23 protein-coding genes are annotated in these 23,963 nt (G+C 45.0%); 4 read left to right on the forward strand and 19 right to left on the reverse strand.

What is annotated here, in order from left to right; translation table 11 throughout:
• Positions 1–105: 105 nt before the first annotated feature.
• On the reverse strand, positions 106–2,664 hold the full coding sequence (locus BLW39_RS01695) for a M1 family metallopeptidase (protein ID WP_059376340.1): 2,559 nt from the start codon (positions 2,662–2,664) through the stop codon (positions 106–108).
• Between the two features lie 189 nt (positions 2,665–2,853).
• Between BLW39_RS01695 and BLW39_RS01700 the strand changes: the two genes are divergently transcribed.
• Positions 2,854–4,932 carry a cation:proton antiporter gene (locus BLW39_RS01700; RefSeq protein WP_059376342.1) on the forward strand — a complete coding sequence of 693 codons (2,079 nt, stop codon included), beginning with the start codon at positions 2,854–2,856 and terminating at the stop codon, positions 4,930–4,932.
• Positions 4,933–5,026: 94 nt separating this feature from the next.
• On the opposite strand, the gene BLW39_RS01705 is transcribed toward BLW39_RS01700, so the two are convergent.
• The 5 genes from BLW39_RS01705 to BLW39_RS01725 all read right to left on the reverse strand — a co-directional run bounded on the left by BLW39_RS01705 (position 5,027) and on the right by BLW39_RS01725 (position 9,425).
• A complete protein-coding gene (locus tag BLW39_RS01705; protein ID WP_059376345.1) occupies positions 5,027–5,620 on the reverse strand; it encodes a DUF1054 family protein in 594 nt (197 codons plus the stop codon).
• Complete coding sequence (locus BLW39_RS01710) at positions 5,613–6,461, reverse strand: YihY/virulence factor BrkB family protein (RefSeq protein WP_059376349.1); 849 nt, start codon at positions 6,459–6,461, stop codon at positions 5,613–5,615. The genes BLW39_RS01705 and BLW39_RS01710 overlap by 8 nt, the downstream gene beginning before the upstream one ends.
• An 84-nt stretch (positions 6,462–6,545) precedes the next feature.
• Complete coding sequence (locus tag BLW39_RS01715) at positions 6,546–7,907, reverse strand: FAD-dependent oxidoreductase (RefSeq protein WP_059376351.1); 1,362 nt, start codon at positions 7,905–7,907, stop codon at positions 6,546–6,548.
• Between the two features lie 114 nt (positions 7,908–8,021).
• Entirely contained in the window at positions 8,022–8,738 is a 717-nt protein-coding gene (locus tag BLW39_RS01720; RefSeq protein WP_059376352.1) for a VIT1/CCC1 transporter family protein, read from the reverse strand.
• Between the two features lie 12 nt (positions 8,739–8,750).
• Complete coding sequence (locus tag BLW39_RS01725; protein WP_059376355.1) at positions 8,751–9,425, reverse strand: VIT1/CCC1 transporter family protein; 675 nt, start codon at positions 9,423–9,425, stop codon at positions 8,751–8,753.
• 154 nt (positions 9,426–9,579) lie between these two features.
• On the opposite strand from BLW39_RS01725, the gene BLW39_RS01730 reads away from it, so the two are divergent.
• A complete protein-coding gene (locus BLW39_RS01730; RefSeq protein ID WP_059376357.1) occupies positions 9,580–9,978 on the forward strand; it encodes a Fur family transcriptional regulator in 399 nt (132 codons plus the stop codon).
• 58 nt (positions 9,979–10,036) lie between these two features.
• Here BLW39_RS01730 and BLW39_RS01735 read toward each other — a convergent pair whose 3' ends face one another.
• Entirely contained in the window at positions 10,037–12,079 is a 2,043-nt protein-coding gene (locus tag BLW39_RS01735) for a penicillin-binding transpeptidase domain-containing protein (protein WP_059376358.1), read from the reverse strand.
• Between the two features lie 99 nt (positions 12,080–12,178).
• Here BLW39_RS01735 and BLW39_RS01740 point away from each other — a divergent pair, with 99 nt between their 5' ends.
• Together BLW39_RS01740 and greA are read left to right on the forward strand one after the other, a co-directional pair.
• Positions 12,179–14,809: a YfhO family protein gene (locus BLW39_RS01740; RefSeq protein ID WP_074717711.1), complete on the forward strand. Its 2,631-nt coding sequence runs from the start codon at positions 12,179–12,181 to the stop codon at positions 14,807–14,809.
• Between the two features lie 62 nt (positions 14,810–14,871).
• Positions 14,872–15,357: a transcription elongation factor GreA gene (greA, locus tag BLW39_RS01745; RefSeq protein ID WP_059376362.1), complete on the forward strand. Its 486-nt coding sequence runs from the start codon at positions 14,872–14,874 to the stop codon at positions 15,355–15,357.
• Between the two features lie 113 nt (positions 15,358–15,470).
• On the opposite strand, the gene BLW39_RS01750 is transcribed toward greA, so the two are convergent.
• The 12 genes from BLW39_RS01750 to BLW39_RS01800 all read right to left on the reverse strand — a co-directional run bounded on the left by BLW39_RS01750 (position 15,471) and on the right by BLW39_RS01800 (position 23,878).
• Positions 15,471–16,415, reverse strand: coding sequence for a GRP family sugar transporter (locus BLW39_RS01750; RefSeq protein WP_059376364.1), 945 nt, complete (start codon positions 16,413–16,415; stop codon positions 15,471–15,473).
• A gap of 125 nt (positions 16,416–16,540) precedes the next feature.
• On the reverse strand, positions 16,541–17,755 hold the full coding sequence (locus tag BLW39_RS01755; RefSeq protein WP_059376365.1) for an endolytic transglycosylase MltG: 1,215 nt from the start codon (positions 17,753–17,755) through the stop codon (positions 16,541–16,543).
• Between the two features lie 163 nt (positions 17,756–17,918).
• Positions 17,919–19,151: an acetate/propionate family kinase gene (locus BLW39_RS01760; protein ID WP_059376368.1), complete on the reverse strand. Its 1,233-nt coding sequence runs from the start codon at positions 19,149–19,151 to the stop codon at positions 17,919–17,921.
• Between the two features lie 43 nt (positions 19,152–19,194).
• Positions 19,195–20,199, reverse strand: coding sequence for a class I SAM-dependent methyltransferase (locus tag BLW39_RS01765; protein ID WP_059376375.1), 1,005 nt, complete (start codon positions 20,197–20,199; stop codon positions 19,195–19,197).
• 37 nt (positions 20,200–20,236) lie between these two features.
• Complete coding sequence (locus tag BLW39_RS01770) at positions 20,237–20,533, reverse strand: hypothetical protein (RefSeq protein WP_059376377.1); 297 nt, start codon at positions 20,531–20,533, stop codon at positions 20,237–20,239.
• 5 nt (positions 20,534–20,538) lie between these two features.
• The gene (locus tag BLW39_RS07010) at positions 20,539–20,685 is read right to left on the reverse strand and encodes a hypothetical protein (protein WP_158705822.1); all 147 of its coding nucleotides are present in this window, start codon (positions 20,683–20,685) and stop codon (positions 20,539–20,541) included.
• 56 nt (positions 20,686–20,741) lie between these two features.
• The gene (locus tag BLW39_RS01775) at positions 20,742–20,984 is read right to left on the reverse strand and encodes a prepilin-type N-terminal cleavage/methylation domain-containing protein (protein ID WP_059376378.1); all 243 of its coding nucleotides are present in this window, start codon (positions 20,982–20,984) and stop codon (positions 20,742–20,744) included.
• Complete coding sequence (locus BLW39_RS01780; RefSeq protein ID WP_059376381.1) at positions 20,974–21,222, reverse strand: type II secretion system protein; 249 nt, start codon at positions 21,220–21,222, stop codon at positions 20,974–20,976. The genes BLW39_RS01775 and BLW39_RS01780 overlap by 11 nt, the downstream gene beginning before the upstream one ends.
• The gene (locus tag BLW39_RS01785) at positions 21,200–21,595 is read right to left on the reverse strand and encodes a type II secretion system protein (RefSeq protein WP_059376384.1); all 396 of its coding nucleotides are present in this window, start codon (positions 21,593–21,595) and stop codon (positions 21,200–21,202) included. The genes BLW39_RS01780 and BLW39_RS01785 overlap by 23 nt, the downstream gene beginning before the upstream one ends.
• Positions 21,579–21,887, reverse strand: a complete 309-nt coding sequence (comGC, locus tag BLW39_RS01790; RefSeq protein WP_059376460.1) for a competence type IV pilus major pilin ComGC — start codon at positions 21,885–21,887, stop codon at positions 21,579–21,581. Before comGC ends, BLW39_RS01785 begins: the two co-directional genes overlap by 17 nt.
• The gene (locus tag BLW39_RS01795) at positions 21,887–22,927 is read right to left on the reverse strand and encodes a type II secretion system F family protein (RefSeq protein ID WP_059376386.1); all 1,041 of its coding nucleotides are present in this window, start codon (positions 22,925–22,927) and stop codon (positions 21,887–21,889) included. The genes comGC and BLW39_RS01795 overlap by 1 nt, the downstream gene beginning before the upstream one ends.
• 57 nt (positions 22,928–22,984) lie before the next feature.
• The gene (locus tag BLW39_RS01800; protein WP_059376390.1) at positions 22,985–23,878 is read right to left on the reverse strand and encodes an ATPase, T2SS/T4P/T4SS family; all 894 of its coding nucleotides are present in this window, start codon (positions 23,876–23,878) and stop codon (positions 22,985–22,987) included.
• Positions 23,879–23,963 lie beyond the last annotated feature (85 nt).

Raw genomic sequence — 23,963 nt, forward strand, 5'->3', positions numbered from 1 at the left:
CTAACACAAACAAAGACCGGCCTAACAGCCGGTCTTTTTATTCACCAAAAATGCGTCCACCAGTTGGTGGGCGCATTTTATTTTGCAAAGCTTTTTAATTAGAAATTAGGCAAAGTTCTTTGCCAACAAAGCGACGGCACGAGTGACCGCATCCTTTTGAGCTGCAATCGTCTTGACCCGGTTATCAATCACCGCTTGATCAATCACAATTTCACGAGCCAAACCTGGTTCGGCCTTCTTAGGCGTAAAGAACTTTTCAAAGTCGGCCAACTTTTCTTCCGTCTTGAAAATTCTTGAAATCACCGTCACGTAAGACGTGAAGGACATGTCGCCACCAAGACGGTCTTCCAACCAATCCCAGTTGTTCTTTGCCCAATTCCAGGCCAAGTCTTGTCCCTTATCGTTACCAAGAACTCCTTGGAACCAACCGCGCAAGTCTTGAGGCTTAATCACATCGGCGTTTTGGTAGTTAGCCACCAAAGTTTCCAACTGACCAGCTTCTGGGCTCGTAACCAAGGCTGCTTCCAAGTCAGACTTCAAGGCGGCGTTTGCTGTCTGTTGGTAGTCCGTCAAGAATTGGTTGAACTTTTCCTGGCTGTTAAAGTTTTGAATTTCATTCTTCAAAACGACAGCACGGCCATCGGCTGCTAGCTTTGTTACATCGCCACCGGCAGCTTCAAAGACACCGTGAGCATGAGCAACCAAGTCAGCGTTCTTAGCAAAGAGTGCGGCAGACAAAACCTGAGGACGAACCATTTCATCATCGACGTTTTCGCCAGCCTTCTTATCGTAACCAAGACGAGCCAACTGCTTCTTTGACAGGCCATCAACGAAGACCTTCAAGTCCTTTTCAAGGGCTGAGCCATCGTCGGCAAAGGCCTTCACTTGGTTAATAACTTGGTAAATCAATGATTGAACCAATTCAGAGTTTGATTCAGCCAACTTTGGCAAGACCCAAAGCAAGTCCGCAAATGAACCTTGGCCGGCCTGAGCCAGCAACAAGCAGTTTTGTACGAACTGAGCCTGCGTAATTGCATCTTGTTCTGACAAATGCGCAACCTGTTCTGCCAACAAAGTATCGTCGTATTGAACAATATAGTGACCGGCGTTACCAACATTCAAGACAAAAGCGCCATTGCTTTCAGCCTTCAATGTTTCATAATCACCCAAGTCCATGCTCTTTTCAGTCAACAAATCCGGAGCTGATGGTGCTGAAGCAGCCAATGGTACCTGCCACAAACGTAAATCCACATTTGGCACGGCAGACTTGTCGCCGCCAAAGTAGAATGGCTTTTGGCTGACCTTAACGCGGCCGTCTTCAACTGTCACTGACAAAACTGGGTAACCTGGTTGTTCCAACCAAGAGTGCATGATTTCGCCAATGTTCTTGCCAGAGGCTTCACCAAGAGCTGACCACAAGTCATCACCAGTGGCGTTACTGTACTTCTTCTTAGCAAAGTAGGCCTTCAAACCATTCCGCAAGGCATCATCACCAATCAATGAACGAACCATCACGAGCAAATGACCACCCTTGGCGTAAACGATGGCTGGATCAAACAAGGCATCGATTTCTTCTGGGTGTTGTACTTCAACGTGGACAGGTTGTACGCCCAAGATGGCATCACGTTGCAAAGCCTTTTGTACTTCAGCAGCGTTAAATGATTCCCAAATGTGCCAGTCTGGTTCCAAATGATCAGTTGCCAAGTATTCCATCATGTTGGCAAATGATTCATTCAACCATAATTCGTCCCACCACTTCATCGTGACGAGGTCACCGAACCATTGGTGAGCCAATTCGTGGGCCACAATCGTTGCCACGTATTGCTTGGTTGCCATTGATGAATTCTTTGGGTCGACCAACAGGCAAGCCTCTCGGTAAGTCACGACACCCCAGTTTTCCATCGCTCCAGCTGAAAAGTCAGGCAAAGCCACTTGCCATGAATGTGGCAATGGGTATGGCGTTTGGTAAAAGTCTTCAAAGAATTCAATTGACCGCTTGGCGATATCAAGGGCAAAGTCCAAGTTATCGGCAGGGTGAGCCTTGGTAGCAAAGACCCCAATCTCAACCCCTGACGTCGTCTTTGTCTTCTTATTTTGCAAGTCACCCAAGGCAAATCCTAGCAAATAAGTTGACATCTTAACGGTTTCATCAAAGTAATGCACACCCTCTTCAACCTTGGCTTCAGGCATGTTTGAAATAACTGATTCGCCTGGCTTTTCGTCAAACTTAATCGCCAATGAGAAAGTGGCCTTTGCTTCTGGTTCATCAATACCAGGGAAGGCTTGGCGGGCAAAGTAAGTTTCAAATTGAGTGGAAACCAACTGCTTGGCTTGGCCGTCAACATTATAATATGAAGGATAAATTCCATTCATGTTGTCCGTCAAAGGAGCATGGTAGGTCACCTCAACGGTGATTTCGCCTGCTTGATCGACCTTAAAAGTTACTTGATCTTGGTCGTTATTGACTTCAAAATCAACAGCTTGTCCATTTACCTTTAAAGTTTCAATCACCAAATCATGTTGGTGAATTGCCACATCCGTGGTCGTTACCTGACCATGAATTTTCGTTTTTCCGGCAATTAATTTATTTTCACGCGAAATATCCAAAAACAAATCATAATGATCAGGTTGGAAAGTTTCATAGAGACGTTGAATTGAAGCCATGAGGCACCTACCTTTTATTAAAATTTAATTAATATATAATTAACAATAAAATCATTATAACTAAAAAATTAGAAAAAAGATAGCAATAGAAACCGAACATTCCAACGCTTGCCAGCCACTTTTCAAAGCTCTATAATTATTGATAAGCCGACTCATTTGAGTCAAAACTATTATGAGAAAGAGATGTCCATGTCGATTTTATTGCTGATTGCATTGTTGGTGGGGGCAGTTATTACCGCCAACATCGTGCAACCCTTTTTCAAGCGAATTCCTGAAGCCCTCATCTTAGTAGCCATTGGGGTTTTGTTTTCGATTTTACCAATCTTTCACGGTTTCAAAATCAACCCTGAATTCTTTATGTTCTTAATTATCGCGCCAATCATGTTTCAAGAAGGGCAAAGCCACTCCTTTGCCACGATTCGCAAAAATTCCAAGAACATTATCCAACTCTCTGTCTTTTTAGCCATTTTTACGGTAGCTTTGGTCGCCTTAGTGAGTTCAAACTTTCAAACGAAGTGGCCGCTGGCTTTGACCATTGCCCTGGCAGCCATCATCGTCCCAACCGATGCCGTGGCTGTGAAGTCGATGACCTCTGGCTTAAAGATGCCAAAGGGGCTCAACAAGTCATTGGAATTGGAATCCCTTTTTAACGATGCGACTGGAATTGTCCTCTTAAACCTGGCCCTTTCTTTCTTTGCTAAGGGAACTCTGAACCCAGTGGCTGGAATTAACTACTTTTTGTTTGTTGCCATCGGCGGATTGGTGATTGGTTTTGCCCTGTCTTACCTAATGGTCGGGCTGGGCTTGTACTTAAACTTCCACGCTAACTCGGCCCAAGCCACAACGATTCCACTTAATCTTTTGACCCCCTTTGTCATCTATATCATCGCCGAGCACATGGGGACATCTGGCATTTTGGCCGTTGTCGCCGCCGGCATCGTTCACAACTGGGAACGGTCACGGCTACAGTTGATTTCGACTGAAAGCCAGGTTGTCACGGCCACTATTTGGCAGACCTTAACCACCTTATTAAACGGAATCGCTTTTGTCATTTTAGGGCTGGCGCTGCCTGCCGTCTTTAAGACGATGGCCACCTTTGGCTGGGCTGGTTCTTTGATCTTACTCAGCTTGGCCTTGGCCATCTATTTGGCAATGTTTCTCTGCCGGTTCCTGTGGGTTACTTTTCAAGGCGGTCAGCACTTAACTGAATTTTTCGGTAAGAAGCATACTAAAAATCGTCAACATCGGGCCCGCATCTTCGGTCTTTCCGGCGTTCACGGGGCCGTCACCTTGGCTTTGGCAATGTCCTTACCAGAAAAAGTGAATGGCCACCCCCTTCCTTTCTTAGATGAAATTCAAATTGTGGCAGCACTGGTCATCCTGATTTCGCTATTGATCGCTAGTGTTGCCCTGCCACTGATTTTGCCAAAAGAAAATCAAGCCTATAGCCAAGAAAAACTAGAGTCTACCCGCAACAAAATGATTGACACAGCCATCTTATCCGTCGAGCAACAGGCAATCAGCCACGACCTCAAGAAGGCCCTCAGTCAGACACTGCAAACGCAAAAGTTCACCAACGGTCGCCGGTTAGGACAAAAGGACTTCTCCAATGACTTCTTGCCACTGGTCGCGACTTTGGTTGACGAATTAAACGACTATATTGACAGCGAGAGCACGCAGCAACGCTTTGGCGATGGCGCCGTGACGATTTATAGTAAGATTATTCGCCGCGGTTTAACCAACCCCGCCACAAAGCGTCACCCGCTAATGAATTTTGCCCGGCAAATCCGTCGTGCCCAAGCCGAGCTACGGTTCCACACTCGCACGCGAACATTCACCCGTAAGCAACGTGCCCGCTATCAGAAGCAATATCTAGCAGAACATCCAAATGAAGCCCAGAAGATTGCTAGCTTCCGTGACAACCGTCAGGCGGTTTGGGCTCTCAATAACGATGTCCAATCCTTTGCTGACCACCTGCTCGCCAAGCATTTGGCCGAGAAGATGATCAGTGGTGAGGATACAGCTGACATCGATCGCGTTCGCGTCCTGCTGGACCGTTTCTTCCAAACAGTGGCTCACGACTATCAAAAAGTTGCAGTGACGGTCCCAGCCGACTTGTATATCCAAGCCTTTGGTGCTGAATACCGTTTTGTTTCGCAGTCACTCGATCAAAAAAAGATTTCTTCATCTTTGGCCGATCAGCTCTACCACGAAATTAATCAAGCGCAAACCTTGCAGTTAATGGATTTAACAACCGAAACTGAATAAGAAAAAGAAAAGCCCCAGGAAATTTCCTGGGGCTTTTGTATTGCTAAAATGTCGACTAGCAGACTCAAACCAATTTGCCTGCCTAGAGAAGCTTTTAACGTAATTTTTGGTAAAGCGGAATCAGACGCTTCAATGCAGTTAACAAGACGTCAAACTGGTCATCAGCACCAATTAAAGGCGAATCGGACGCAATCTTAATACCAACCAAAACTTCAGCTTTTTTCACCTGTTGGTAACGGGCAACCGCCTCAGCATATCGAGCAGTTGGCTGGTTGGCATTCACCATGTGATCTAAGGACAGGGTGTAGTCAGCTGGCAAAGCGGCGACGTCGGCGGCAATCGCCTCTAGCTTTGGCATGATGTCGGCCAAGTCCTTTGGCTTCATGTTTTCTTCCACTGCCAAATACAGGTAAAGATTATCCGCCCAGAGACCAAGTTCAAAGTGCGGCATCATCTTGTAACCGCGCTTATTTGGTGCAAAGGCTACCCAGGTATTATCCGGAGCATATGTTTTGCGCATCTTATGTTTGGCAACATGCGCATACCAATCCTGTCCATCCTCTTTTAGGATTGGCAAGGCCAAGTCTGCAAAGGCCTCGAACTTGGGGTCCACCACTCGCCGAATTTTATCCATCCGGCCGTCTAGGGTTGGGTCATTAAAGACCGCAAAGTCCTCTTCATTAAACATCTTGTTTCCTCCTCTTAAACATTGGAAACTCTGATAACCAAGTCATCAAAACAAAACCAATCACTAAAATCGAAGCCAACAAATCAAGCCAAATCAAAAAAACGGCAATCGAGGCCAAGGATTGATAGACCCCTGAGCGGTGGAATTGGATATCGGCAAACCAAACAAAAACCTTGTTCAAGACAGTCAGCAAGCCAACATCAACCAACGAACCGATTAAGACTGCTGGAAATGATGGACGAGCGGCCTTGACCGGCAAACGGTAGTTGACCCAAATCAAGAAGATCCACATACTGATAATCACTAATAACCGAGTTGGCGACCGCCAAATAATCCCCGTCCAGTCGTAAAGCAATAAGGCAAAAAGATTTCCAACAATCACCAGTAAGGCCACCGCAGCCACCATCACTAAGAGCCACAAAAAGGCCCACACCCGTGTTAACAGTGGCAAACCCTTTTCAGCCTTATGAGCGATGTTATTAAAGGTGCTCCGCAAAACGGCCATCACCTGTGACAAGGTCCAAACAATGAAGACTAATGAAAAGGAAAGGTAAGATTTATTATTTGTATGCGCCACCGAGTTAACGATTGGTGTCAAAAAGTTCGAAATTGATGCGGGCAACATTTGCGACATCACCGCAACAACGTGGTCTGTACGTAGATTCAAGGCTGCAATCGTCAAAACAAACATGATTAGCAAGGGAATCAACGTCAAAACCACATAGTAAGCAAAGCTCGGCCCCACCAAAGTGATTTGTGAGCGACCAAAATAGGTAATCAATGAGCCCAACCGGAACCGACGGTCCAAGCGCGCCCAGGATTGTTTAATACGTTCTTTCATAAACTCTATTATGACATATTTAATTAGAAAAAGGCCCCATTATTTTGTGGCCTTTTTACTAATTATTCTAATATCCAGCTCAGCTTAGACGGATGGAATTTCACCCAAAGCGGTCTGAGCTGCCAAATTCAAAACTGACCACTGACGGTCATAGCCTGGTTGGAAGAAGAAGTCAGCTTCGGCTAAGTCTTCCAAGGTCATCTTGCCCTTAATCGCCAAGGCAATTGTATTAATATGGGCAGTAACGTCAGCCTTTGACAAAACTTGCCCACCCAAAATTGCATGGGTTTCGGGGTTAAAAATCAACTTAATCAAAATTTCAGGATTGCCATCTTTGACAAATTCAGGACGAATTGTTGCCTGATACAAAGAAGAAGCGATTTTCAAGTTCATCTTTTCGGCATTGTTGGCATTGACACCAGTAGTTGCCAAATTGTAATCAAAAACTGGCAAAGCAGATGAGCCGTTGACACCGGCAAATGACCGGGCCGGCTTTTCCATCGTCATCGTTTCAACCACGTAGCGTGCTTCGCGACGAGCAGTTGATGCCAAAGCAATTGGTGCCGGTTGGCCAGCTGGTGCAAACAGTGGCAAGATGGCGTCACCAATGGCATAAACATCGGCAGCTGAGGTCCGCAAATATGGATCGGTCTTAATCCAACCACGTTGGTCAAGGTCGATTGTACCCTCCAAGTACTTAGTGTTTGGCTTAACACCCGCAGCAACAATTGCCAAGTCAGCGTCGAAGTTTTGACCAGCATCGTCTCGAACGGCAGACAAAGTGCCATCACCTTCAAAAGCAGCTACTGTGTGACCAAGGTGCAAGTTAATTCCATTCTTTTCAAGTTCGGCCCGAACCTTTTCAGCCAATTCGGCATCAAGGTAATTGCCCAAAGGACGGTCAATCAAATCAATCACCGTCACCTGCTTGCCAGCCTTGGCAAAGACTTCAGCGGCTTCGATTCCAATGTAACCAGTTCCGACAACTACAACTGACTTCACGCTATCATCGTGCAACTTGTCGTAAATCTTTGTTGCCCAGTCACGACCACGCATCAAGTAAACGTTTTCCAAATCGGCACCGGGAACAGGAATGGTTGCTGGTGAAACCCCTGATGACAAAATCAACTTGTCATAGCTGTCTTCCAAGACTTCACCGGTCGCCAAGTTTTTCACCGTCACCTTCTTAGCATCAGTATTAATGCCAGTGACTTGGTGCTGTGTCAAAACTTTTCCACCGAACTTTTCTAGGTCAGCAGGTTTAAAGTTGCGCACATCATCACGTTCTGTGACCTTATCTTCTAGGAATAACTGCATGCCGCAAGACATAAATGAAACAAAGTCTCCTGCTTCATAAACAGTTACTTCAGCATTTTTATAACGAGTTAAGGCTTCATGGGCAGCTTCATGACCACCATGAGAGGCACCGACAACGATTACTTTCATCTTTATCCTCCAAAAAAATATGCAAATGTTCTGCCTTAATTATAGTGGAAACATTCACGTGTGCCAAGTATTTTTCGAAAAATTTAAGTCATACCACTTTTTAAACATTCCCCTTTAAAACAGCTTACCAATGGTAAAGTGAATTAAAATTGTTAATAGCCCAATCCAAATATTTCGCCAAACAGCCCGCTTAACCATCCCCTGTGAGAGGATGGCAGAAATCAGACCAGTTAGCGAAACCGCCACCACAGTCGCCAAAATTGCGGCCGAATATTGATAGCGAATTGGTGCTAATAAGAGGGCCAGCAATGGCAAGGCACCACCAAGAGCGGCTGAAAAAGTCGAAGCAAAAGAAGCCTGAATTGGTGAAACGTAGTGACCAAGGGTCATATCATACTTGACCGTCAAAACGGTCTCTAAGGGCTTGCTGGTAAGGAGTTCGCCGGCAATCGCTTTGGCCGTCTCGGCCGAAACACCCCGATCTTCATAATAGCCTTGCACGGTTTCAACCTGCTCACCAAATTCTTTGTCTAATGCAGCCTGTTCACGGCCAACCGCTACCCGTTCGCTATCACTTTGAGAAGAAACAGCGGCAAATTCACCTGACCCCATCGACAGGGCACAGGCTAGCAAATCAGACAAACCGGCAATCACAATCACTAAGCGGTTCGTTGTCGCCGCAGCCACCGAAAAGACAACGCCGACAACCGTTAAAATCCCATCATTTGACCCTAAAATTCCAGCTCGAATGGCATTTAACCGTTCTTCCATCGTCTGTTTGCTTTGCTTTTCTTGACGCTGATTGCGCCAATTATTCAAAAAATCTTTCATCGTCTTCTCCCCTTATCGAAACAGCGAACCAATTGCCAACGTGACTGCCATCGTCAAGATTCCTGAGACAAGGTTACGTAAGGCACCCTTTACCCTGTTGGCCCCATTAATGACCGCAGCTAAATAGCCCGTCAGTAATAGTGCCACTAAGACAGCTAAAAACGTTGCCATGATTCGCCATTCTGGTTTTGCTAAGCCCATCAATACCATTGGAAAGGCCGCTCCGGTTGGGAAGGCGAAAAAAGAGACGATAGCGGCACCACCAGCGGAAACCCTAGAATTCAACGAAAAGCCATAGCGCTCACGCACTAGCGTTTCCAAAGGATCCTTTGTCATCATTTCTTTTGTCGCCTGCAAAGCCATATCAGCAGAAATCCCATCTGCTTGATACTTTTCTTTGACAAAATTAAACTCTTTGTTGTAATCTGCTTCTAGTAAGGCCGACTCTTCCTTGCGCGCTCGATCCTGAGCATCTCGCGAAGATTCGACCGAAACATACTCACCCATGGCCATTGAGACCATGCCGGCGAGGGTTCCCGCAAAGCCTGACAGCATCACTGCTGACAGGCTTTGCCCCGCACCAGCAACACCAATAATAATCCCGGCAACCGATAGGATGCCATCATTACCACCCATCACACCGGCTCGCACCAAGTTGTTTTGAGCCATTAACGATTTCTTTTTCATTAGAAAAATCCTCCTCAATTAAGAATCGTTCTAATATAGTTTAGCAAGTTTTTACTACTTTGTCAATATTTTTCAGTTATATTTCATTTAGGGCTTGAATAATTCTAAATGGATGTTATAATTGTAATGTATTCGATACATTAGGAGGGTAACAATGCTCGATCAGCTGAAATCAGTGCTTCAGGAGCACAAACTAAAAGCCACTAACCAACGCCTAACGTTGCTGGAATACATGATGAGTCACGATACCCACCCAACGGCTGAGATGATTCATAATGATTTACCAGACATTTCGTTGGCAACTGTTTACAATACCTTGGAAAAGTTTGTTAACGCAAAGCTAGTGGTGGTAATCGAAGGAATCTCAGACGGTAAGCGTCATTATGATGCAGCGGCTCATCCCCATTATCACGTGATTAACACCAATACAAATGAAATTATCGATGCGGCCAACTTTGACCCAGCACCCTTGATTAAGGCTGCCCAAGCGGCAACCGGCTTGAAGATTACTGAATATCGAATTGATTTGTACGGCGTTAAACCTGAAGACTAATAAAACAAAAAAACCTTGGTTACGATTAAATCGTAACCAAGGTTTTTTATTTTGCTGATTAACTAGGCTTGTTCAAAACAATATCCCAGAAGGCATTAATGATTTGTGATGAAATTTTACCAGTCGTTCCATCCAAGTAAGAATTCAAACCTGGAACGGCCAGTGACATCGCAAATGGTTGTCCAGGCACGTAGGCGACCACCGAATCGGTATAAGTCGTATGACCGTTGGTAATCGTTTCGGCCGTACCGGTCTTAGCGTAAACCTTTGGATTTAAGTTATGCAATCCAGAACCGGTGTTGTGCGAGTCGGTACCGTTGGCAACCCGGTACATTCCATTCTTAATAATGTTCCACTCATCCGTGGTCAAGGAAACTTGACCTTGAAGTTGTGGCTGAGCTGACCAAACCGTCTTTTGGTACTTACCACTGACATCGTTTTGCAAAATCGAGCCGACCAAATGCGGCTGAACGAGGTAACCACCGTTCGCAATGACTGAAACATAACGAGCCAGCTGCAAGGTTGTATAAGAATCATACTGACCAAAGGATTCATACAGGTACTTACCTAAGTTAGCCCCCGTTGTTGGGCCACGGTAACCAGCTGTTTCACCCTCAATATCAATTCCCGTCTTAGTACCAAGACCAAATTGAGCCAAACCATTTCGCAAGGTCTGGAAGGCATCAGAACGCAACCGCAACTGCTCTCCTGGTGAATAAGTCTGTCCACCAATCTTCATTCCTAATTGAACGAAGTAAGTGTTGGAAGAACGCTCCAAAGCGGTATCAGCATCAACAGCTACTGGACTTCCACCCTGGTTCCAGTATGACGTAATCGTTGGCGTTCCTTGAATTTTAATCGCTTGATCGTACATTGTGTTGCTGGTTGGTGTCACAACGCCACGTTGGAATCCAGTCGCCAAAATTGCCGGTTTCACAACCGATCCCATAACGATTGCCGCGTTGATGTTTCCCAGTGGGTTAGCCGTCTTTTGTCCGGTTGAGCTATTCCGGCTAATACCACCCATGGCATAAATCCCACCGGTATAAGGGTTAATCACTGTTGCGTAAGCACCCTGGGCATCCCCACCAGGAAGGTTATCTTGCAAAATTTGTTGCACCTTCTTTTGGAAGGCAGCGTTAATCGTCAACTTCAAGGAATCACCGGCTTGACCAGCATACTTCAAGTTAGAAGTCTTGACCCCATTCAACGATGAAATCAAGGTCTGAGAAGGTGAACCCTTCAGCAAAGATTCGTATTGCTTTTCCAAAGCAAAACCACCAACCGGTTCATTTTGTGAATAACCTTGGGCCAAAAGCGTGTGCAAACGGTCGGCAGGCAAACCAGTGGAAGTATCGGATACCTTACCAACCAATGGCTCGAAGTCGTCCCCTTCAGGATAATCACGGGAGAATGACTCGCCAATCTTAACCCCAGGCATATCGGACAATCGTTCCCCAATTTCTGCCTGAGCTTGGTCAGAAACACCAGACTCTTGGATATAGGTCGTCGACAGCGCATATGCTCCAGACATCTTTTGGAAAATCATCGCTTGATTTTCATCAATGTCCTTATCCAAATTATGGTTCATCACATAGCGAGCTTCTAAGGTACTTAACTGTGTCGTTGACCAAGCTTCCGCCGTCTTAGCACCATATTGCTTTTCCAAGATTGCTTGAATCTTAGTAGCCTGCTTAGAATTTGAAATCAAGTAATAGTCGGCCTTTGACCGATCACTCAACCGACTCGTGTCAATCGAAATATACTTGGATAGCGTCTTGGCAGTCTTGGCAATTTCCAAAGCAGTCGTTGACTTACCACGCGTATAAGTAATGGCAGTTTGAGGCTTATTTCCGGTAATAACTTTACCGGTACTGTCGTAGATTAGACCTCGTTGGGCATTTCCCTGCTCAACGGTTTCATCAGACTTATTAACTTCCGCTTCAAATGAAGCTCCCTGTTTAATTGTCAAAAAGGCCAATTGAAGAATTAAGGCTAAAATCAAGGCGATAACCACTCCCAAAAGGAGCTTTAACCGGGTCGGCAAATTAGCACGGGCATCATTCTTGTCACGGTCTTCAAGGTAAGGATTGCGGTTCATGTGAATTCTTTCCGTTTAACTTAAGTATTATTCTCTCTACTTTACCATAAATTGCGAATTCATCGCTAAATTTGAACCGAATTTTGTTATTCTATGGTTATGAAAAAACTCGGAAAAATTTGCAAACAAACTTTTATTTCACCAATCGCGCTTTCCTTTTGGATCCCTGTCATTATCATGACGGCCTACTTTGCCGGCAGACACATGGCACCCTTTGGTTCATCAACCATTTTAACCGTTGATTTAGGGCAACAATACTTGGATTACTTCGTCCAATTTAAGCACACCCTGCTCTCGGACCCATCATCTTTTATCTATTCCTTTTCGTCCGGCCTCGGTGGTGACATGGTCAGTGAGTGGTCCTATTATTTGATGTCACCATTCAACCTGATTTTCCTCTTAGCCAGCCCAAAAACAATTCCCGTCTGGATTTTGCTGGTCACGGTGTTAAAGATTGGTTTTGCCGGTTTTTCAATGGCCTGGCTCATCCAAAAGATGGGCTGGTTATCCAACTACTGGATTCCACTATTTGCCATCAACTACCCGCTATCAGCCTGGTTTATCGCTAACGACTTAAACCTGTTGTGGCTGGATACGGCAGCAATCTTGCCCCTCTTAATTTGGTCATTGGAGCGTCTCTTAGCCGGTAAGGGCTGGACTTTGTTTGCGACCTTTCTAACGGCAACCATCATTACCAACTACTATATTGCCTGGATGATTGCCCTTTTCTTGTGCCTTTACTTACCCTGGCGCTTGTTGGATACCACGATTGTGGTGCGGCGGCTCCAAGCGATTGCCCAAGCAGCCAAAGCGGCTGCAATCAGCGTTTTACTGACGATGTGGCTTTGGTTACCAACCTACGTTCAATTAAGGCTTGGTAAGACAACCCACAATTCAAGCTGGTCGCTTCACTTTGACAATAATCCGATTTTTCTCCTATTAAAGTTAGTCCCCGGCTCATTTGACTTCGACCAAATGCAGACTGGCCAGGCCAACTTTTTAGTGGCACCGATTATCATCCTATCTTTGTGGGCTTACTTTGCTAAACGACAGACAAAAATCTTTGAAAAAATTTTTGCCTTGGTGATTATCGCCATTTTGTTCTTGGCCACCTGCTTTGCTCCCTTAACTTTGCTTTTTCACGGTGGACAATACCCTGTTTGGTATCCCGCCCGTTTTTCTTTCATTATTTCGTTTTTCTTCATCCTCTTGGCCGCCAAGGGCTTCACACCCGACTGGCAACCAGGTCTCATCGCCAGAACAGTCTTTTTGTTAGCCGTTCTCGCACTGACAGTCTGGGCCAGCAGCCAACTGCTCAAGGTGACTTACCTAGATAAGCTGGCCCTTTTGGTCTTCTTATTCTTTTACTTGGCCACCGTTCTCGTCTTAATTACCTTCCAAATGGGTCCCGCTAAGCTCATCTTATTGACGCTAACGACTGCTGGCTTTTTGACGATTAACGTCGCCAAAACACTGAATCACCTTTCGTACCTGACAAATGCAAGCTACCAGGCCGGCTCAAGCCGACTCCTAGCCGCTAGTTCGGCCGCTAAGCAAAATGATCGCTCATGGTATCGCATTAGTCAGGGAATGAGCAGAACCTACAATGACGGCTTCTTAGCTGGCTTTAAGGCCGGCAGCCACTTTTCATCACTGCTACCAGCCCAAAGCTCTTCACTCTTTCAAAACTTGGGACAGGTATCCGGTGATTCACGGATTGCCTACTTAGACGGCACCACCGTTTCCGACTCCTTGTTGGCCTTCAAGTATTACCTCCAACCAACTAATGCCCTGAGTGGACAAAGCAGCTACCTCCGTCAAAGTAATCGACCAGACTATGATCAGGCCAAAATTGTTGCGAGCGGTAACGGCTGGAACTTACGACAAAATTCAACTGCCCTCGCACCGGTGTATGCCGCTTCCGACAAGGCCCTTCAGTCACCATACTCAGTTCGTTATCCCTTGGGTAACCAAAAATATCTGTTGGGTAGCTTAGTGGGTAATCCCAGCCAGGACTTGCTCTACCAAGCACCGTTGCAGGTTGGTGCGCTCGATAACCTCACGATTAGTAACCGAATCACCGGTGGTACGATTCAAAAGGTTAATAAGAAACAAAATGGAACGGTTGCCTTTACCTTCACCCCAACAACCAACGATTCTTACTACCTCAATATCGGTGGTGCCCTTGACCTTAATCAGGTTGATATTCGTTTGAACGGGGAAAAGTTAACCCAATCAACCGCTTTCCAACATACAATTGATTTGAATCTGCTGCGCAATCAAGCAAACAAAGAACAAATTCTGACTGTCACGCTGAAAAACGGTGCCAATTCTCGCTATTTGGATGACTTTACCTTGTATTATTTTGACGAAAAGGCCGTTAATCAGGACTTAGCCAAATTACAACAGCATCCACTGAAAATTACCCAGTCGAATTCTCGACGAATTAGCGGTACAATCACTACGACAGCAGATCAGTCATTGATTATGACAAGCATTCCTGCTGCGCCAGGCTGGCAGGCTAAGTTAGATGGCAAAGTTGTGACAACTAAAACCGTCATGAAGGGATTCTTGGCCGTTCAAACCAAGCCCGGCATGCACCACCTCACCCTCACGTATACGCCACCATTCTTCCTCTTGGGAGTAATCGTTTCCGCTTTTACTGCCACATTTGCCTTATTGAGGCACTTTTTCAACAAGAATCGAACCGGAGTATTGCGCCAGAGGTAAGTCCGTGATATATTCATCTTGCTGTATTTTTGTGCCAAGTAGCACTGGAAGGAAGAAAATCCATGGCAGAAGAAAAAACATTTCCAATGACCGCCGCTGGTCGTGATAAGTTGCAAGCAGAACTTGATGACTTGATTACGAACCAACGTCCTGAAATCACCAAGCGAATTCAAATCGCACGTTCTTACGGTGATTTATCAGAAAACTCTGAATATCAATCAGCAAAGGATGAACAAGCCTTTGTTGAAGGTCGAATCGTCACGGTACGAAAGATGATCGAAAATGCTGAAATCATTTCAGCAAGCGATTCAGACGCTGACGAGGTTACTCTTGGTAAGGCAGTTACCTTTAAGGAATTGCCTGATGAAGAACCAGAAACTTATACAATCGTGGGATCTGTTGAAGCTGATCCCCTCGCAGGTAAGATTTCAAACGAATCACCAATGGCTGCCGCCCTTTTGGGTAAGCACAAGGGCGAAACTGTGAAGGTTCCGTTGCCTAACAACGTTGAAATCGAAGTTGAGATTTTGTCAGTCGAAACCAAGTAACACAAAAAGATCTGCCAATCGGCAGGTCTTTTTTGATGCAGTAATCAGCCGTAAAGCACAAAAAAGCAGTCACCAATTGGTGACTGCTTTTAATTTTATATTCAATTTTTTATTTAAGCGAAGGCGTGGATATTTCCAATCAAGATGGCACCAACCAGAACAAAGATCGTTCCTAGGATGATGAACTTCATCTGAACTGAAGTCTTCTTTTCATGCAAGATGTAAATTCCACCGAAAGTACCAACAACGATACTCAATTGTGACAAGGCAGTGGCGATTGTCTGACCAACTGCTGGGTTGGCAGAAGAGATAAACATGAAGATGTTTCCAAATGCCCAAACCAAACCAGTCGCAACGTTCTTCCAAGTTGGTTCTGCAAACATTTGCTTTCCTTCACGGAAGACAAAGAGCACGATAATCAAGGCACCGATAACTTGACCGATGGCCTGAGGGCCAACAATCGCCGTCATGTAGTTCAAACCATGACCAGCAGACTTAATGTCTGAGCTGATGTAACCAATCTTTGACAAGAAGTTTGGCAAAACAAAGTAAAGCATGAAGCCGGCAGTTGACATTACCAGGTAAAAGACACCCTTAGCATCAATCTTTGAAGGCGTAGCAGCCGTCTTATCAGGCTTTGAAATAAAGGTTGCTCCGGCGACAACCAAGGCGATTGAGACAACACCGACAATCCACATGGCGGCATTCTTCCACTCACCCAAGAGTGTTGCAGCCAAAAGAGCGTTCATGATAATCTGACCGGCGGTTGACAAAGGCATTCCCAATGAAACACCCATTTGCTTGAAGAGCAAGAACTGGAAAACCATTCCCATTGCCCAAACCAAACCTGACAAGATTCCAACAACCCAGATTTCTGAACCGAGGTAGAAGCCGTGTGGCAAAACGAAGCCAAACAATGTTAATAGTCCAAAGACCATGGCTCCAAGTGACATTCCAAAAGTTTGTTGAGCGGCTGAACCACCCATCTTAGTTGATACAAGCCCAACTGATCCCCAGAACAAAGCTGGAAGAAGGGCAATTAAAATTGCAAAATTCATCTGATTTAAGTTCCTTTCACTTATCTTACAAGCTATATTCTACACGAATGTAAACGGTTACACAACACTTTTTTTCACAAATTTTTTAAAGCAATGGAAAAAGCCCAACAAAGTGGGCTTTTACTTTACTTATCATACTGTGACAAATTCCAATTCTGAATAATTTGAATAATCAACTTTGGATAATTTGGATCAGTGGCGTAACCATCAGTTGAGAGTGCCTGAGCGGCATCTTGATAGTTCTTTGCTGCCAAGACATCAGCAAACTGGTTAGCATTCCAACTATTACCATTTACCAAGGTCTTTGCATGGGCCTTCATTGAGTCTTTATAGGAATCATAAACCGCAAAACGGGCATTCTTCGTCACCGTTTGACCATTCACTACTTCTTGAGTCTGCAAAACAACTGATTTTCCTGCAGTCGTATCATCAGTCTTAACACCGTAGTAGTTATTGTACTTTGAAGAGAGAGCAGAATCATCCCAATTGGACTCATGAATCGCTTGGGCGATTGAAATTGATGGCAAGATACCATACTGACTTTGCAAGTCCTGGCTATAAGATGCAATCTTCTTAATAAAGGCTAAGCGGCGGTCAAATTCCGTCTTGCCACCGTTTTCGGCCAGTAAAATGGCCGTTGAAGCTGGCATCTTATTTTGCTGTAACTGAGCATAATAAGGCTTCAAAGTTTGATTGGTATGCTTGAGCAGTGTCAAAACCAAGTCATCGGCTGACTTTGCCTTCTTAAACTTATAAATTCCTGGGTAAACCAAATCATAAAGCGTTAAATTGCTTTTAGCGTTCAAGAATAGTTGTGGATAAAGCATCTTCGCCTTCGCTTGCAAAGCACTATCTGAATAGGCTGATAGCAAGGCAGATTTTGAAACACCAGCAGCGTCAGCAATTGTTGAGGCAGTCTGGTCGGCCGTTTTATTATTTGAAATGAAGGTATAACCGTCAGACAAGACCGGTTCAGCACCGGCTCCCTCCGTTAATTCTTGATAAATTTGGGAAATATCTTGTACTGGTGAAAGTGGATAAGTACCGGCAACTAAACTCTTAGCGCCATACTTTTTCGTATAATTAGCAAAGTAATTTGCGCCGCGAATAATCCCCTTCTTTTCCAGTTGTTGACCAATTTCTTTTGCACTGTCACTACTCTTGATGGTAACCATCGTCACTGTCGTATCATTAGGGTTCTTCGCCTCATAGCCACGGTGATTTAAATACAATGCTACCGCTGCTCCAATTAAAATTAATAAGACAAGTCCTAACAAGCGCTTCCAAATCGAACGCTTTTTCTTATCTGACGATGACCGTCGCCGCTTTTCAAATTCCATCAATCTTTTCCAATCTTAAATTCATATTCTAGTGCTGAATAACCCTTAATGTTTTGACGGGCGACCATCAGCATTACCTAGTATACTCCCCTTTGTTAATTTCTAATAAAAAAAACATAATGATTTTACTCATTATGTCTCCCTAAGTATCAAAATAAACGAATTAGGCCATCAATGCCTGTACATCACGAGCAATCATTAATTCTTCATCGGTTGGGACAACCAATGTCTTAATTTTAGCAGTAGCCGCAGAAACATCCGCTTCTTCACGGCAACCCGTGTTCTTATCACGGTCGATATCAATGCCAAAGTAACCAAGACGGTCAACGATTTCTTCACGAACCCAGTCGGCGTTTTCACCGATACCAGCTGTAAAAACCAAGGCATCTGCCCCACCCATTTCAGCAATGTATTGACCAATGTAGCGAACCACACGATCGACAAAAATCTTAATTGCTAGGTCAGCTTGTTCATTGTCTTGACGGGCTGCAAGCAAGTCACGCATATCACTTGAAACTTGAGAAATTCCTTGAAGGCCTGACTTCTTGTTCAAGATCGTCAACATGTCTTCGTTTGACAAGTTTTCCTTCGTTTGAATGAAGTTCACCAATGATGCATCAACATCACCTGAACGCGTTGCCATCGTAACCCCAGCCAATGGTGTGAAGCCCATTGAGGTGTCAAATGACTTACCATCCTTGATGGCAGTGATAGAAGCCCCAGCACCCAAGTGCAAGGTAATCAACTTCAAATCAGCTAAGTCGCGACCCAAAATTTCAGCAGCGCGACCGGCAACATAACGGTGAGATGTTCCGTGAGCACCATACTTACGGGCACCATACTTTTCATAGTATTCATATGGCAAAGAGTATAAATAGTTAACCTTTGGCATTGTTTGGTGGAATGAAGTGTCAAAGACCGCCACCGACGTTGCCTGTGGCAACAACTTTTGGAAGGCACGAATACCCAAAGCATTGGCTGGGTTATGCAAAGGAGCATAATCAGCTAATTCATCAATTTTAGCCAAGACATCGTCATTAACCAAGACTGACTTGTCAAAATATTCACCACCGGCAACAACTCGGTGACCAACCCCAACAATTTCATTAAAGTCGCTAATAATTGCCAAGTCTGATAACTTTTCCAACATCAAGTTAATGGCAACTTGGTGATCTTTAATGGCTGTTTGTGTCTTAAACTTAGCCTTTGATCCTGAAACTTCGACTTCTGAATTTTGACTTGCTTGATCGTTGGCCGTGAACTTAATCGTTACAATTGCATCGTCCATTCCAATTCGCTCAATCAACCCTTGGGCGATTACTTGTTCTTGGGGCATCTCCAAAAGCTGAAACTTTAATGAAGAACTACCAGCGTTGACCGCCATAATCTTTGCCATGAATCAATCCACCTATCTTTGTCTTTTTTATAGCTTTTCTAACTTACTTTAGTTTACCCCAGGCTTTAATATCTTGCAAAAATTCTTGCAAGGCCTCGGGATTTTTTACGGATGGGTACTGCCCCATCAACACTTCTTGTTTTGGCCCAACACCAGGCTTTCGCAGCACCAAAAGTGCCTTGGCACGTTCTTGGTTCTTGAAATATTCGGCCGGTAACGGTAAGAAGGCTTTTAGTTGTGCCTTTTGCGAGAACAACTTTAAAATCGCTTCGTGATTTGCTGTTGTTAACAAGTCGGCTGGTACAACCAAATAGACCCAACCGTCGTCTTTAATCAAGTCCAACGACTTCTCAATCATTAAGAAGTGGGCATAAGACTTACCCGCTTCTGATGAAAGGGTTGTCACAAAATCAGCGGGTCCAACACCGGGATAGTAGCCAACCGGTAAATCACCAATTACCACATCAACCGGATCAACGGCATCTGGTGCCAAGTCAACAACATCCCCCCAAAACAGTGGTGTCTGTTCTTGGTGCAAAGCCTCACCCGTCACTGAAGCTAGGGCTAATTGCGTTTCGGCGTTATCAATCCCCGCCTCATGCACCGTCAAGTCATAGCGTTTCAATGTTTCTTCAACCGTCCAGAGAAGGTTCCCAGTTCCAACGACCATGTCCATGATGGTGCTTTCTGCCGTTAGATTTGCCGTTTGGTACAACAAGTCACCCAGAAGATAACCAATTCCATCAGGCGTTAATTGGTCATTAGCTGACACCTGATCTTGTCGGTCCGCTTTTAGGAGCGTTAACTGTAAGACATTGCGCTGATCACTAAAAGAAAGATCTTGCCAATTGATGCTTTGCAGGCTGGTTAAAGCACTTTGGCTTGCTTCACTTAACTGCTCTTCATCGGCAGCCGTTACATCACCCGCTACTAGCGTCGACAGAACTTGAACCAAGGACTGCCGATAAGTTGTTTTTTCTTCGTTTTGAAGCTTTTCAACAACAGCAAAAATTTTATCAAAATATTCAGGAATTTGTTGATTAATCATGGTCCTATTTTAGCCTTTTTTGACCAAGTAAACAAGACTAAAGGTACAAAAGTGGACGGTGAAAAACCCGGTGATGGTAGTGAATGGCCAGGTCTTGGTCTGTTTCGTTTAACCGCCATTCTTCAGTATCAAAAAGGCCACCCTTTTGTTGGTGCTGATAGTAAGCTAATGATGCTAAAATTTGGCGCTGATCAATCACTAAAATTTGGTTAGCCTCCATTTGCGCTCGGACCTTTTGCTGAAAGATTTGCGTTTGAATATAGTAAGCCAAACCAACAATAGCTAAAACTAAGATTGTCGGCAGTAATAGATAAGCCGGTTTTCTATTGGACATGGCGCCTACCCTTCTTTGACCTTGATTGGAAGTACCGGTGAATTTTTGGGTATAAAGAGTGGCACCGTATAACGGTAACCCTTGTCAAAGGTGGCGGTTAGTTCTTGGTAACTGCCCATATCTTGAACATCTAAAGAATGCACGCCCGGCATTAAAACCTCTTGGCCATGGTGTTTGCCCGCTAAAACTAGTTGATGATTTTGTACTTTTAGAGTAACCGGATCGCCAATGGCCTTTTTAAGACCACCGACTCTTGATCAACACTGCCCAATTCGTATGGCTGCTTGCTGAGTTGATTGATAGCCGTTTGTAAGGACAAAGCTAGTTGCTGGCGGTTATGGTGAAAAAACTTTTTCGGTATCAGGCTAATAAAGGATTCGAAAACCAGCGCAGCAATAATTAAAGAAATTATGGACTCAATCAAGGTGAATCCCCTTTGTTTAAGCTTCATATTTTCCAACTTCCTCTCGTTCTGCCACTTGGTTTAGATAACGTTGCCAATTAGCCAAAGCGTGAATTTGCTGGGTGATTGCTCGTTGGTTGACTGCTAATAAACGTTGCTGATTTTCCTGATATTGTTGAAAGATTGTCAGTTCAAAAATAACTGCAGCCGTGATCAATCCAAGCGCTAAAATCCCTTCTACCAGGATAAAACCCGGCTGTTTTTTAAGTTTTAAAGCGATATGCACCACCTCCTAATTGCATAATGAGTCGATACTTCTTACTACCGTTTTGCCAAGTAACATGGTCGGGCGCAACATAGCCGGTTGGCTGAACAAACCAATCTTTAACAGTCAGCAAGCGATAGTTATCGGGATACAGTACCTTTTCGCCTAAGGCAGCCAAACCATCTTCTTGAAAGGAAAGGGCTACTTTCTTTTGCTGCGATTGTGCTTCCAAACGAGCCCGTTGATAAAGACTGGCAAATTGCCCTTCAAATTGGCTAACTGTCTGACGGTGAGCTTGCGGACGGATGGCCAGGCCAAGGCCAAGCAACAAAGAAAAGATTCCAAGGGCAATGACCGCCTCAACCAAGGTAAAGGCCTCAACCTTTGGCTTCATGGCCCACCACGTGAATCTTCAAGGCCTTCACCTTGGTCACTTGTTGCGCCGTTAAGTAATGCTCCTTGGCCAGGTCATCAATACTGACCTGTTGCTTGTCCGGGTGGTCATTGAGATACAAGTCAATCTGTGTTTGTACCGTTGCCACCATCGCCCGGGCGTGAGTTTGCTGCGCCTGGTCCCTTTGTTTCGTTAAATTAGGCAAAATCAACAGCATTAGTAAACCAATAATAAAAAGCACGATTGTCGCTTCAATCAAGGTAAATCCTGCTTGCTTGTTTAACTTCTTCATCATGAAACAATTCCTCCTAAGTTACGATAAAGTGGTAGCAACATCGCTAAATACAACAAAACAATGGTTAAACCAATCAGACCAAAGAAAAGTGGCTGCACCAAGGCTAACAGCGAGGACATTTGCCGTTCAAATTGCCGGTATTCTCCTTGAGCATAAAAGGTTAAGTAGGCTCCCAAATCTTGGCTTGGCAAACCACGATTAAAATAGGCCGCTAGGGTTGGTTGCAAAAAAGGTTGCCTACCAAGCCATTCGGTTAAGCTCTCACCCTGCCCTAGTCCCTGCTGAGCTGATTGAGCCAGGGCAACCGCCAGACCGCCTTCTTTGCCAGCTTGATTTAGATTAGCAAAGCGCTTAATGACATCCGGTACCGTTAAACCCGCCGCCAGCAAAAGACCGAGGTTTTCTGCTAACAAATAGGACAGCAATCGTTTGGTGAGCGAGCCAATCACCGGTAGTCGACTCAGTAGTCGCAAGCGCTTAATGGCTGACTGCCGTGATAAATAAACAAATAGTAAAACCAAAGCCAACGAGACAAAGACAACGCAGGCAAAGAGACCGTGTAGGTAAAGTAAGGCAAGGTTTTGCTTGCCGGCCGTCGACTGACCATTTGCCCCTGCCAGTGTTGTGAAAATTGGATACAAAACCGTTTCCATACCAAACACTAAGGCGAGCAAAAAGACTAATAAAAGGAGTGGATAGGTCAAAATCTGTTTAATTTTTCGCTTGTAGGTCAGTACCCGCCCCAAATTCACGGCAATCGCCGACAGCGTTTGCTCAAACCGACCGTGGTTTTGCCCTAAATCCAGGTAAATTCCCAGGCTAGCATTCAGCAGAGGTAACAATGCCGCACTTAACCCCTGACCACTCGCTAACCGTTGTTGACATTGTTTTAATCGGTTCGCCCAATTCGGATGGGTACTCACTAAGACATCGATACCAAAGGCTAAGGAATAGCCGCTAGCCGTTAGCTCCGCCAGTTCCGTCAAAAACAGCACCTGATCTGCCTGGGCTAATTGCTGCTTCCGCTTTTTCTTCATTTGCGTCACCCCCTTTGAGTAATTTCTGATAAATTTTGGCATAGGGCTGGTGGTCAGTCACCTGTCCGTCCTGCCAAGTCGCAACCCCACTAAGACGCCCACGGGGCCAGTTCCTATTTTTAATAAGCGTTGGTAGACCGTCTTTGACAACGCCTCCCGAACCCGTCTTTCATCAAGGCCGAGATTAACCAACCGAGACAAAACGCCAATTTCAGAATTCGCATGGAGGGTCGTCAAAACTAAATGGCCGGACAAGGCGGCATCCAAGGCGGCTTGTGCCGTCTTCAAATCACGAATTTCCCCAATGACTAAAATATCGGGCCGGTGACGCAGGGCGACTTTGATCAGGTCCGGATAACCAATTCCCGCCAATTCGTTGACTTGTAGTTGCAAAAAATCTGGCTGGTGGATTTCAACTGGGTCTTCGACTGTTAAAACCATTTGCCGCTTGGCCCAACTTTCAAGCAGCCGATAGAGGGTTGTAGTTTTACCAGAACCCGTTGGCCCAGCAATCACTAACAGGCCATTTTCAATTTTTTGCGTGACTAAGTCATGCCACTGTGCCGGGAAGTGCCAGAATAATTTACCCAACTGCGGATAAATCAGCCGTAGCACCAGACTTTCCCGGTCCAAAAAGTCACCAACGGTTGAGACCCGAATAAAGCCGGCTTGAAAGTCGAACCGGCCTAACTGGGGCCGGCGGTCTTCCGTCAAATACAAGGCGGCCCGATACTTAATGACTAATAGGACCCTCTTGGCAAAGTCATTGGCTAATTCATCCAAGAAGAACAGCTCTTCTTGCTGCTTACCAGTTAAACGGTAACGTTTTCCTTGAGCAACAAAGTAAAAGTCAGAAAAATACTCAGCCTGCCCCCAAGCCAGAATCGCTTCGAGCCAAGCCGCCGGGTCTGCCCGATTTTGCGTCGGCCAATCTCTGTTAAATTTTTTCATCTCCTTATCCTCCTTGCTGGATTAGACGAGCAAGGAACTAGGAAAACACAAAAAAATCGAACCCAAACGGATTCGATTTCATCAT

This window comes from Fructobacillus pseudoficulneus, from assembly GCF_900108455.1.
Classification (GTDB): Bacteria; Bacillota; Bacilli; order Lactobacillales; family Lactobacillaceae; genus Fructobacillus; species Fructobacillus pseudoficulneus.

Coding starts and splice junctions, on each gene's coding strand:
- BLW39_RS01705 (WP_059376345.1), bottom strand. CDS start 5,620: ATGTTTAATGAAGAGGACTTTGCGGTCTTTAATGACCCAACCCTAGAC.
- BLW39_RS01800 (WP_059376390.1), bottom strand. CDS start 23,878: ATGAAAAAATTTAACAGAGATTGGCCGACGCAAAATCGGGCAGACCCG.
- BLW39_RS07010 (WP_158705822.1), bottom strand. CDS start 20,685: ATGCCGGGCGTGCATTCTTTAGATGTTCAAGATATGGGCAGTTACCAA.
- comGC (WP_059376460.1), bottom strand. CDS start 21,887: ATGAAGAAGTTAAACAAGCAAGCAGGATTTACCTTGATTGAAGCGACA.
- BLW39_RS01785 (WP_059376384.1), bottom strand. CDS start 21,595: ATGAAGCCAAAGGTTGAGGCCTTTACCTTGGTTGAGGCGGTCATTGCC.
- BLW39_RS01730 (WP_059376357.1), top strand. CDS start 9,580: ATGCTCGATCAGCTGAAATCAGTGCTTCAGGAGCACAAACTAAAAGCC.
- BLW39_RS01710 (WP_059376349.1), bottom strand. CDS start 6,461: ATGAAAGAACGTATTAAACAATCCTGGGCGCGCTTGGACCGTCGGTTC.
- BLW39_RS01700 (WP_059376342.1), top strand. CDS start 2,854: ATGTCGATTTTATTGCTGATTGCATTGTTGGTGGGGGCAGTTATTACC.
- BLW39_RS01720 (WP_059376352.1), bottom strand. CDS start 8,738: ATGAAAGATTTTTTGAATAATTGGCGCAATCAGCGTCAAGAAAAGCAA.
- BLW39_RS01695 (WP_059376340.1), bottom strand. CDS start 2,664: ATGGCTTCAATTCAACGTCTCTATGAAACTTTCCAACCTGATCATTAT.
- BLW39_RS01750 (WP_059376364.1), bottom strand. CDS start 16,415: ATGAATTTTGCAATTTTAATTGCCCTTCTTCCAGCTTTGTTCTGGGGA.
- greA (WP_059376362.1), top strand. CDS start 14,872: ATGGCAGAAGAAAAAACATTTCCAATGACCGCCGCTGGTCGTGATAAG.
- BLW39_RS01770 (WP_059376377.1), bottom strand. CDS start 20,533: ATGTCCAATAGAAAACCGGCTTATCTATTACTGCCGACAATCTTAGTT.
- BLW39_RS01760 (WP_059376368.1), bottom strand. CDS start 19,151: ATGGCAAAGATTATGGCGGTCAACGCTGGTAGTTCTTCATTAAAGTTT.
- BLW39_RS01725 (WP_059376355.1), bottom strand. CDS start 9,425: ATGAAAAAGAAATCGTTAATGGCTCAAAACAACTTGGTGCGAGCCGGT.
- BLW39_RS01735 (WP_059376358.1), bottom strand. CDS start 12,079: ATGAACCGCAATCCTTACCTTGAAGACCGTGACAAGAATGATGCCCGT.
- BLW39_RS01795 (WP_059376386.1), bottom strand. CDS start 22,927: ATGAAGAAAAAGCGGAAGCAGCAATTAGCCCAGGCAGATCAGGTGCTG.
- BLW39_RS01715 (WP_059376351.1), bottom strand. CDS start 7,907: ATGAAAGTAATCGTTGTCGGTGCCTCTCATGGTGGTCATGAAGCTGCC.
- BLW39_RS01755 (WP_059376365.1), bottom strand. CDS start 17,755: ATGGAATTTGAAAAGCGGCGACGGTCATCGTCAGATAAGAAAAAGCGT.
- BLW39_RS01765 (WP_059376375.1), bottom strand. CDS start 20,199: ATGATTAATCAACAAATTCCTGAATATTTTGATAAAATTTTTGCTGTT.
- BLW39_RS01740 (WP_074717711.1), top strand. CDS start 12,179: ATGAAAAAACTCGGAAAAATTTGCAAACAAACTTTTATTTCACCAATC.
- BLW39_RS01775 (WP_059376378.1), bottom strand. CDS start 20,984: ATGAAGCTTAAACAAAGGGGATTCACCTTGATTGAGTCCATAATTTCT.